Here is a 9,615-nt window from a genome sequence, read left to right as displayed (position 1 = left end):
AAGTCTGAAAAGAAGACGACGTTACCACAAACTGGTCAAAGTTCTGATAGCTTCTTAAGCCTGATCGGAACCATGCTGCTGTCACTTCTCAGCTTCTTTGGCTTAGGAAAATGGTTTAAAGACCGAAAAGAAACCAAGTAAGTTTGTGATTTAAAGATTAAGCGAGATTAATAAGTTTAAAGGCTAACATCCATTTTGGGTGTTAGCCTTTTTATAAATTCATACTTTCAAGGACTCATACCGATATTTAATCTGTGTGAGTCTTTTTTTCTTACCTGAAATGTTTGCTTTAATGTTAAAAAAATATTTAGTCATAATAAAAAGCTCCAAATCAGTTAGTTTTTACCTAACCATTTTGGAGCCTATTAATGTCTAAAAATTACAGAGCACTTCATAAATTAATAAAATGTTTTTTAATGACAAATTATTAGTCAACGTTTTCACGTCGAACCACACAGGTACCTTCAGGAACTTCGAAATCTTTTTGAATCAAAGTTAATTTTCCGGTATCGGCGTCTCGTGAGTAAAGAGTAGCATTGTCACTGTTTTGGTTAGCAACGATAAACATTGATTCATCGGCACTAAAGTTAAAGTCGCGAGGGAATTCACCTTCACTTGAAATCAATTGAATTCGTTTTAAATCACCATTTGGTTTAATCTTAAAGACCGCAATTGAATCGTTACCACGGTTTGAGACATAGACAAAGCGGTTGTCCTTTGAAACTTTGATTCCAGCAGCACCGTTGTGACTTTCCCAATCGTCAGGAATGGTTGAAACAATTTGTTGAATCGTGAATAATCCAGCCTCTTCGTTGTAGTCAATCACAGCAACTTTACTGCTTAGTTCACCAACAAGGTAACCCTTGCCAGTTCCTGGAACAAAAGTAATGTTTCGTGGTCCAAAGCCAGGGTGAGCGTTGACTTCGCTGACTAAGTTTAATTTACCTTGATCAGAAACATCATAGAGGTAGACGCGGTCAAGACCAAGGTCACACACTACCAGTCGATTATCAGGAGTTAGATTGGCATAATGAGGGTGTGGTCCGTCGGCCTGCTCAGGAAGTGGCCCAGGAATTCCATTATCTTGGGCACGATCGGTAAGCTTTAAAGTGCCATCTGCTTGGATTTTGTAAACGCTGGCGTGTCCCATGTGGTAGTTGGCGGTAAAGACAAATTGGCGTCTTTCGTCAATGGAAACAAAGGCGGCTGAAGTACCTTTTTCGATGCATTCCTGCATTTCTTTAGCTGGGATGGTTTTACCATCGAAAGTTGCTACTCCACCACGGAGTTCTGGTTCGTCCATATTACGATCAACGGCGTAGATCTTGTGGGCTTTTGACTCAGCAAGATATGTAGGACTCCCAATCTCGGCTACTAATTGAGTGTTTTGTAATCTTTTTTTGTCGGTATCTAACTCGATTTGGTAGATTCCCTGGCTAGCATTAATGGTGTAAGTTCCAATTAAATATTTTTCAATCATGATCTCAATTCCCTCCTAATGTATACAGTTACATTTTGCCACAAAAGTGATTCTTTTGCAGTCGAAATGTGTTTTTATTTCTTCAAATTCCAAATTTTATCAATGTCAAAAGTAGTAATCGGGACGGAAATGAAATTAGTTTAGTAAATCCTATTGACGTGTCACGTGAGCGGTGTAAACTATTGGAAATTTCACCTATCAACTACTCGTGAAATTATCAACAGGTTTGGAGGGATGAAAATGGGAAGCAAAGCAAAATTTGTTAACTCACCAAACGAACTTTTTGCTGGTTCGTTTGGCATCGAGATCGAGGAGGAACGGGTTGATCTGAATCGTGACAGTCTCTCTCGCTATGCTCACAGACGTGAACTAGGTGATCGACGAGGGAAAACACACTTTCAGACTGACTTTGCTGAGTGTATGGAAGAATTAGTTACGGATAAACACACGACCACCAAAGGAGTGCTCCTACAAATGCGATCACTTCAGTCTATTCTTCATGGAACACTAGAACCAAGTGAGATTATTTGGCCGATGTCGATGCCACCCAAACTTGATGAAGATGATGTTAATTTTGTAAGAAAGACGTTTAAGCGTTTTTGGATGGATGATTATCGCAAATGGCTCGTGAGACGCTACGGAATTTTTCGTCAAATCATGTGTGGCATTCATTTTAACTATTCACCCAGTGCTCAAATTATTGAGATTTTTCAACGAAATTATTCCATTGATAGTCGGAAAAGGGCACAGTCAGAGCTGTTGTTTCAAATTGCTCAACAATTGGTAGGATATCGTTGGCTTTTAACGTACCTTTTTGGGGCCAGCCCGCTATCAGAAAATCCAGAAGATCACTTATTCGGTGCTGAAAAAAAGATTGTCCCAGTCCGTTCTTTACGTTCCAGTCAATACGGATACGAAAACTTGGATAATATCCATGTTTCTTACGCTAGTTTGAGTCAATACGTAAACAATTTGCAGCATGAGGTTAATTCCCACAAATTATTTTCCGAGAGCGAGTTTTATGGTCCGGTGCGTTTAAAGGCTAAAGATGGGATTAATTCTGTTAAGGAAGAGGGATTCGACTATCTTGAACTTCGGACCCTTGATCTTGATCCATTTGACTTTTTAGAGATTAATTTAAAAACTTTAAATTTCATCCATCTTATAATAGTTGACGGGATCGTTAATCCTCAGAAATGGACTGACGAAAGTTTAAATGAAGCAAAAGATCAAAATAATCGGGTCGCTTTACAACATCCAACTGCTCCGTTACCACCATCTTTACAGAGTAAGACTTATCGGGTCTTGGATCAGCTTGATGAATTAATTGAACATGCTCCTAATGATTTAAAACCAGAGCTAGTTCAAGCTAATGAGGCCGCTAGAAATAAGGTTGATAATCCAAACTTGACACCATCCGCAAAACTAATGAAATATGCTGAGAATCGCTCATTAATGAATTTTGGAATTCAGCGCGGTGGGCAACTAAAAAAAGAGTATGAAAATCAGAGCCTTGAGGATGCTTTTCCTGGGGTTCAACCAGATACAGTTAATCAATACATTGAGAAACAAAAGGGAGTTTAATGAGTATTCGTTAACTCTCTTTTTGAATCATCTTGAGACTATATAAATGACACACCCGGTATGTTATACTTATAAGAGTTTGGAGGTATCAAAATGGCAGATAACGAACAATTTGTGATTATCACGGGCATGAGTGGAGCAGGTAAGACACTGGCCATGCAAACATGTGAAGATTTAGGATACTTTTGCGTTGATAATATCCCACCTTCTTTAATTCCGAAGTTCATGGAATTGGTTCACACTTCTAGTGAAATTAAGAAGGTTGCTTTAGTAATTGATTTAAGGGCTCCAGCCTCATACCACGAAATTGTTGATACCTTGGTTAATATGTCTAACGACAAAGACACTGAGGATCAGGTGATTTTTCTCGATGCCTCTGACGAAAAATTAGTGTCTCGATATAAAGAAAGCCGGAGAACCCATCCCTTAGCACGAAAAGGGCGGGTAGTTGATGGAATTGAAAAAGAACGAAAATTAATGAAAAGGGTCAAAGACTCTGCTGATCTTGTTATTAATACAAGTGATTTGACCCCACAGGAATTACGTGAGGAAATCATTCATAAGTTTAAGCTCTCTCATTCAGAGCCATTTCACGTTGAATTAATGTCATTTGGATTTAAATATGGGCTTCCAATCGATGCTGACATTATTTTGGATGTGCGTTTTTTAAAGAATCCATTTTATGTGGTTAAGTTAAGAAGTAAGACTGGAAAAGATCAAGATGTTTATGACTACGTTATGAACCAAGATGAAGCTAATGAATTTTATGAAAAAGTCTTTGACCTCGTTAAATTTACGTTACCTAAATTTAAAAAAGAAGGAAAATCGACTGTCACCATGGCAATCGGTTGTACTGGCGGTCAACATCGTTCGGTTGCAATGGTTGAACGATTGGCTAAGGATATCAAGGATCAACTTGGATATCCAGTTAATGTTACCCATAGAGACATTAACCGTCACAAAGGGGTTAAATAAATGATTGATAAAGTAGGTAAAAGAATCGGACGTCCTAAAATGGTTGTAATTGGAGGAGGAACCGGTTTACCTGTAATTTTAAAAAGTTTGAAAAAGCGTGATGTTGATATTACCGCTGTTGTCACGGTGGCTGATGATGGGGGGTCATCAGGGATCCTTAGAAACTACATTAATGTTTTGCCACCGGGAGATATTCGCAATGTTATAGTGGCACTTTCGACGTTGCCTCAGATTGATTTGGATATCTTTCAGTATCGCTTTGAATCTTCCGACAAGTTTCTTGCTGGGCATGCCATTGGCAATTTAGTAATTGCGGCGCTTTCTGAAATGAGCGGCGGCTTTTTTGATGCCATCCAAAAGTTGACCGACATTATGAAGGTCGACGGGCATGTGTATCCGGTGTGTGATGAAAGTTTAGAACTACACGCTGAGTTTTCCGACGGGACGACCATGTCTGGAGAATCTGAAATTACCAATTCTGACAAAATGATTAAAAAAGTGTGGGTTGAATCTACTGATGGCAATAAGAAGCCAGAAGCAGTTCCAAGTGTGATCAATGCGATCATGAACGCTGACCAAATTGTTTTGGGACCGGGAAGCTTGTTTACCAGTATCTTACCTAACCTGATGGTTGATAATGTTGGTAAAGCGGTTACTGAGACCGACGCGGAAGTTGTTTATATTTGTAATATCATGACTCAGAAGGGTGAAACCGATAATTTCACTGACGCTGATCATGTCCGGGTTTTAAATCGTCATTTGAAAACTAATTTTATCGATACCGTTTTGGTTAACAATAAAAAAGTTCCAGCGAGTTATATTGATCATCAACGCTGGGGTGATGAAGCTCAACCAGTGAAATCTGATTTTAAGGGTTTAAAGAAACAAGGTTGTCGGGTAATCTCTTCTGATTTTCTTGAATTAAGAGACCACGGAGCTTTTCATAATGGACTACTAGTGTCCGACGAACTGATTCGTTTATTAGGGCAACCTAAAATTCGCCATTAGGGGATGATTAGATGTCATATGCTAGTGACGTCAAAAAAGAATTAACTAACCTAGAAGTCCATCGAGCTAACGCAAAAGCAGAACTGATGGCATTGATTCGAATGAATGGAACACTTAAAATATCCGAAAAACACCTAGTGTTAGATGTTCAGTCCGAAAATCCAGCAATTGCTAGACGACTGTATCAACTTTTACTACAGTTTTATCACGTTGAAGGGGAAGTTCTGGTTCGAAAAAAGATGAAATTGAAAAAGAATAATCTATACGTGGTGCGTTTGAATCATCATGTAAGAGCAATTTTGGATGATTTGGGCATTTTGGATGGAAACAAGATTATTGAACGGGTGCCATTAGAGTTACTTAAAGATGATGGGCAGGTTCGTTCTTACTTACGTGGTGCATTTCTAGCGGGGGGATCCGTTAATAATCCAGAAACATCTCGGTATCACCTTGAAATTTATTCAACGTATGAGAATCATAACGAAATGATTGCGGAGATGATGAATCGTTATCATTTGGGCGCTAAAACGACTACGAGACGAAGTGGGTGTATTGCGTACCTGAAAGAAGCTGAAAAGATTGCGGATTTTCTGCAATTAATTGGGGCCACTAATTCCATGTTAAAATTCGAGGACATTCGAATTGTTAGAGACATGCGGAATTCCGTTAACCGACTGGTAAACTGTGAAAATGCCAATATGAATAAGGTAGCTAACGCATCAACTAAGCAAATTGAAAACATTCAGTTTATAAAGGACACTGTGGGGCTGAAAAAGTTGCCGCCAAAGCTTCGAGACGTTGCCGAGGTTCGCATGAAACATCAAGAAGTGAGTTTAAAGGAGTTAGGTGATTTGGTTCCAGGAGGACCGATTTCTAAGTCCGGCGTGAATCATCGGTTACGCAAGATTAATGAGTTTGCAACTCAATTACGTTCCGATAATGCCTAATGAAACGAACAAAAAAGCAGCAATTAGAATTATTCTAATTGCTGCTTTTGTTATAAACAGAAACTAATTATTTTTTGTCAGAACTGTTTTTCATGATACCATCAATCAAACCGTAATCGACTGCTTCGTCAGCGGTAAGATAATTGTCTCGTTCAGTATCACGGTTAACTCTTTCAAGGGGTTGGCCGGAATTTTCGGCAAGTAATTCATTAATCATCTTACGAGCACGCAAAATTTCTTTTGCGGCGATTTCAATTTCAGTTTGTTGACCTTGAGCACCACCAGATGGTTGGTGAATCATGATTTGAGCATGTGGCAATGCAAAGCGCTTCCCTTTGGCACCAGACGAAGCCAAGACACTGGCCATTGATGCTGCCATCCCCATTACGATGGTTTGAACATCGGCGTGGATGAAGTTCATCGTATCGTAAATTGCCATTCCAGAAGTGATAACACCACCTGGTGAGTTGATGTACAAGTAGATATCTTTGTCAGAGTCTTGAGCATCCAAGAACAATAGTTGAGCAATAATTGCGTTAGCCATATCATCCTGGATTTCACCGGATAACATAATGATTCGGTCTTTTAGAAGACGTGAGTAAATGTCATATGCACGTTCACCTTGTGGTGAGTTTTCGATGACAGTTGGAACTAAATTCATATCCATACTCCTCCTTTGATAATTTCAAATTATATCAAGTTATAGAAATCATTCTACATTAAAGGTCAATAAAGGTCAAAAACTTTGCTTGATGATAATTATGCAATTGATTCACGTGAGTATTTGTGTAAATCAACTTCTTTATTGTAGTTCATCTTGGTGTCTTCTGGGAAGTAAACACCATACCAAAGAATGAAAGTGTAGATGGTGAAGATCTTTTGCATGCTGGATTTACCTTCCATGTGTTCTTTCAGGATGTGGTCTAATTCGTCCACATTAAAGAACTTTTGGGCAATATCGGAATGAAATGCTGTTTCGATTTTATCATGGTATTTGGGTTCTTTGATCCATTGTGCGATTGGGGATGGGAAACCTAGTTTTTCTTTGTCGGCAACAACCTTTGGTACTTGCGAGGAAGCCGCTTTTCGAAAGGCCACTTTAGTGATTGGATTGCCGTCTTTATCAAATGAAATTCGGGTCTTAGTTGGCATGGTTTTGGCGAATTCTGCTACGTCTTTGTCAACTAGTGGAGTTCGAACTTCAAGACTGTTAGCCATGCTCATCCGGTCAGCTTTTTGCAGGATATCAAAGGGTAACCAGGTGTTAATGTCAAAGTACTGTTCCTGCGTTACTTCGTCCTTGCCAGCCACTTCATCAAAGATATGCTTAGTGTACTGACCAGTATCGAAGTTAAGTGATTTATCTTTTAAGACGCGCTCACGATCGTGTTCGTCAAACACGTAGTTAACCCGATAGTATCGTTCATACAACGGTTGAGCACCACGGATTAAGAAACGACGACCGTGAAAACGTGGGAGTGATGAGGCGATTTTACCGAGAGCGGTTCTAACAAACTTTGGTACCATCTTTTGGTACTTCTCAAAGGTAAAAGCTTCAAGGTACGTATTGTATCCGCCAAAGAATTCATCAGCACCTTCACCGGATAATGAAACAATTAGGTCTTTTCTAGCACTATGTGACAGGTAGTAAAGTTGTGGAGCAGAAGGATTAGACAATGGTTCGTCCATGTAGTACATCATAGTAGGAAGGAAATCGAAGTAATCCTCACCATCAATTGTGGTGGCCGTGTTCTTTTGTCCAATTTCTTTTGCAAACTTAGTTGACCATTTTAATTCACTGTACTTAGAACCGTTAAACCCAAGTGAAAATGATTGCATGGGTTTAATCTTAGCGGCTTCATTGAGCACATAACTGGAATCGACACCGCTTGAGAGAAAACTACCCAAAGGAACGTCAGACGCCATGTGTGCCTTAACACTGTCATCAACTAATCCTTCGATCTTTTTAGCGTCCCCATCAATGGTTTGCGAATTATCAATGTGATCGTAGTTGTACTTGTAGTATGTGTCAGTGGTAGTTTTACTATCTTTATAGATGAAATACTGTCCTGGCATCACCTTATAAACGTTTTTAAACATTGTTTCTGATGATGGGATGAATTCAAAACTTAAGTGAACTGGTAATAATTTGGTATTCAGTTCCTTTTTAAAATTAGGGTTTGCCAAAAAGGCTTTGATTTCGGATCCCCACATGAAGTTCGTTCCATCATCATAGTAGTAGAGTGGTTTGATACCAAAGTGGTCTCGAGCTCCGAAGACTTGGTGTTTCTTTGAATCGTAGATTGTAAATGCAAACATTCCGCGAAGCTTTGAAAGTAATTTTTTCGGACCCCATGCTTCGTATCCGCGAATTAAAACTTCTGAATCACAGTCAGTATCAAATTTTTGACCTACTGCAATTAATTCTTTTTGTAAATCTTTATAATTATAAATCTCACCATTAAAGGTTAAAACGTCGGTATCATTATCACCAAACATTGGTTGATGACCATTGGCTAAGTCAATGATTGATAAACGACGAAAACCCATTGAGATTTCATCATTTTGGAAGAAACCATCATCATCTGGTCCACGGTGTTTAATTCTTTTAGCCATGCTTTTGATAGTATCCTTCGGGATATTATTTTGGTTAATATAACCAGTAAATCCACACATAGTATCCTCTCCTTTTCAATTGCTTATTAAATTGATTATGTCTGCTAACCAAACTCCATTAACTATCTTAAGTTGTTCGCACACAAAAGGCTAGCTATGTATGGCTAGTCTCAATAAAATATTAATAAATTTGTCTATTTAACGGTTACATTATGGGTTACATTGCTTACAGAACAGCCCTTGTTAGCCGGAACTGTCTAATTAATTTTTAGACGAACGCTTAACCGTCATCCGCTTTAACGGAAACAAGATTCCAAGAATCAAGCCAATACTTAATGTAAATGAAAACATAATTATACCAATAATGGTTCCGACTTTCATCATTAAATCATGACTAAGCATGGCATCAAGATTGATAACACAACCAATTATAAAGGTTACTACCCATAATATCGGAGATAAAATCTCGACCTTTTTCATTAAAGGTTTGTCTTGTGTAATGGTTTTCCAGTTCTTCTCATAGAGAATAATGATGCAAATGTCAATCACGAAGAGGGGGATTAACCAAAGGTCACGTAAATTAAAGGGCAAAATAAATAATATTATCCCAATTACGAGTAAGACCAGCTCAAAAAAGTAAGCATACTTTGAGATATAACCATACCGTTTTATACGGATCATCTTTTGTCTAAAACTTAATTTTGGTTTGTGGTTATTTTCAGGGTTGTGACCGGTCAGGTTACTGACTGGAACTTGATAAAGGGTAGCAAGGTTGCTTATCGCATTTTGATCAGGTTTACTTCTACCATTTTCCCACGCTGAAATGGTTTTTCTTGAAACGTTAATTTTATTGGCAACTTCTGCTTGAGTTAATTGATTTTGTTTTCGATACTTTTTAAGGTTTGCGTTTAATTTCATATATAAGTTCCTACAGTTCGACTTAACCTCTATTATAACGGTAATGGTCAATTGAAAGAAATTAAAAGCAGTGAGCGAGACTCTCTC

General features: G+C 38.5%; 9 protein-coding genes. 5 read left to right on the top strand and 4 right to left on the bottom strand.

What is annotated here, in order from left to right; all coding sequences use genetic code 11:
• Positions 1-141 (top strand): LPXTG cell wall anchor domain-containing protein (locus AC6UD0_RS04435; protein ID WP_500696109.1); only part of this gene is annotated, 141 nt, incomplete at its 5' end.
• A 286-nt stretch (positions 142-427) separates the two neighbouring features.
• Here AC6UD0_RS04435 and AC6UD0_RS04430 read toward each other — a convergent pair.
• Positions 428-1,480: a lactonase family protein gene (locus AC6UD0_RS04430; RefSeq protein WP_500708244.1), complete on the bottom strand. Its 1,053-nt coding sequence runs from the start codon at positions 1,478-1,480 to the stop codon at positions 428-430.
• Between the two features lie 240 nt (positions 1,481-1,720).
• Here AC6UD0_RS04430 and AC6UD0_RS04425 point away from each other — a divergent pair, with 240 nt between their 5' ends.
• The 4 genes from AC6UD0_RS04425 (at position 1,721) to whiA (ending at position 5,994) form a co-directional block, all read left to right on the top strand.
• Positions 1,721-3,064, top strand: coding sequence for a glutamate--cysteine ligase (locus AC6UD0_RS04425; protein ID WP_500696014.1), 1,344 nt, complete (start codon positions 1,721-1,723; stop codon positions 3,062-3,064).
• Positions 3,065-3,157: 93 nt separating this feature from the next.
• On the top strand, positions 3,158-4,039 hold the full coding sequence (gene rapZ, locus AC6UD0_RS04420; RefSeq protein WP_500694289.1) for an RNase adapter RapZ: 882 nt from the start codon (positions 3,158-3,160) through the stop codon (positions 4,037-4,039).
• A complete protein-coding gene (gene mgfK / locus AC6UD0_RS04415; protein WP_500699770.1) occupies positions 4,040-5,047 on the top strand; it encodes a gluconeogenesis morphogenetic factor MgfK in 1,008 nt (335 codons plus the stop codon).
• A gap of 11 nt (positions 5,048-5,058) precedes the next feature.
• Positions 5,059-5,994, top strand: a complete 936-nt coding sequence (gene whiA / locus AC6UD0_RS04410) for a DNA-binding protein WhiA (RefSeq protein ID WP_500708242.1) — start codon at positions 5,059-5,061, stop codon at positions 5,992-5,994.
• 67 nt (positions 5,995-6,061) lie between these two features.
• On the opposite strand, the gene clpP is transcribed toward whiA, so the two are convergent.
• The 3 genes from clpP to AC6UD0_RS04395 form a co-directional block, all read right to left on the bottom strand.
• Positions 6,062-6,655 (bottom strand): ATP-dependent Clp endopeptidase proteolytic subunit ClpP, encoded by a 594-nt coding sequence (clpP, locus tag AC6UD0_RS04405; RefSeq protein WP_500694292.1) that lies wholly within the window; start codon positions 6,653-6,655, stop codon positions 6,062-6,064.
• A gap of 98 nt (positions 6,656-6,753) precedes the next feature.
• On the bottom strand, positions 6,754-8,670 hold the full coding sequence (asnB, locus tag AC6UD0_RS04400; RefSeq protein ID WP_500708240.1) for an asparagine synthase (glutamine-hydrolyzing): 1,917 nt from the start codon (positions 8,668-8,670) through the stop codon (positions 6,754-6,756).
• Positions 8,671-8,871: 201 nt separating this feature from the next.
• On the bottom strand, positions 8,872-9,528 hold the full coding sequence (locus AC6UD0_RS04395; RefSeq protein WP_500708238.1) for a helix-turn-helix domain-containing protein: 657 nt from the start codon (positions 9,526-9,528) through the stop codon (positions 8,872-8,874).
• Between the last annotated feature and the right edge of the window lie 87 nt (positions 9,529-9,615).

It is taken from the genome of Fructilactobacillus sp. X7R9C1 (assembly GCF_059901005.1).
The sequence above is the reverse complement of the archived record's forward strand: the minus strand, read 5'-3'. Positions and strand labels throughout refer to the sequence as shown.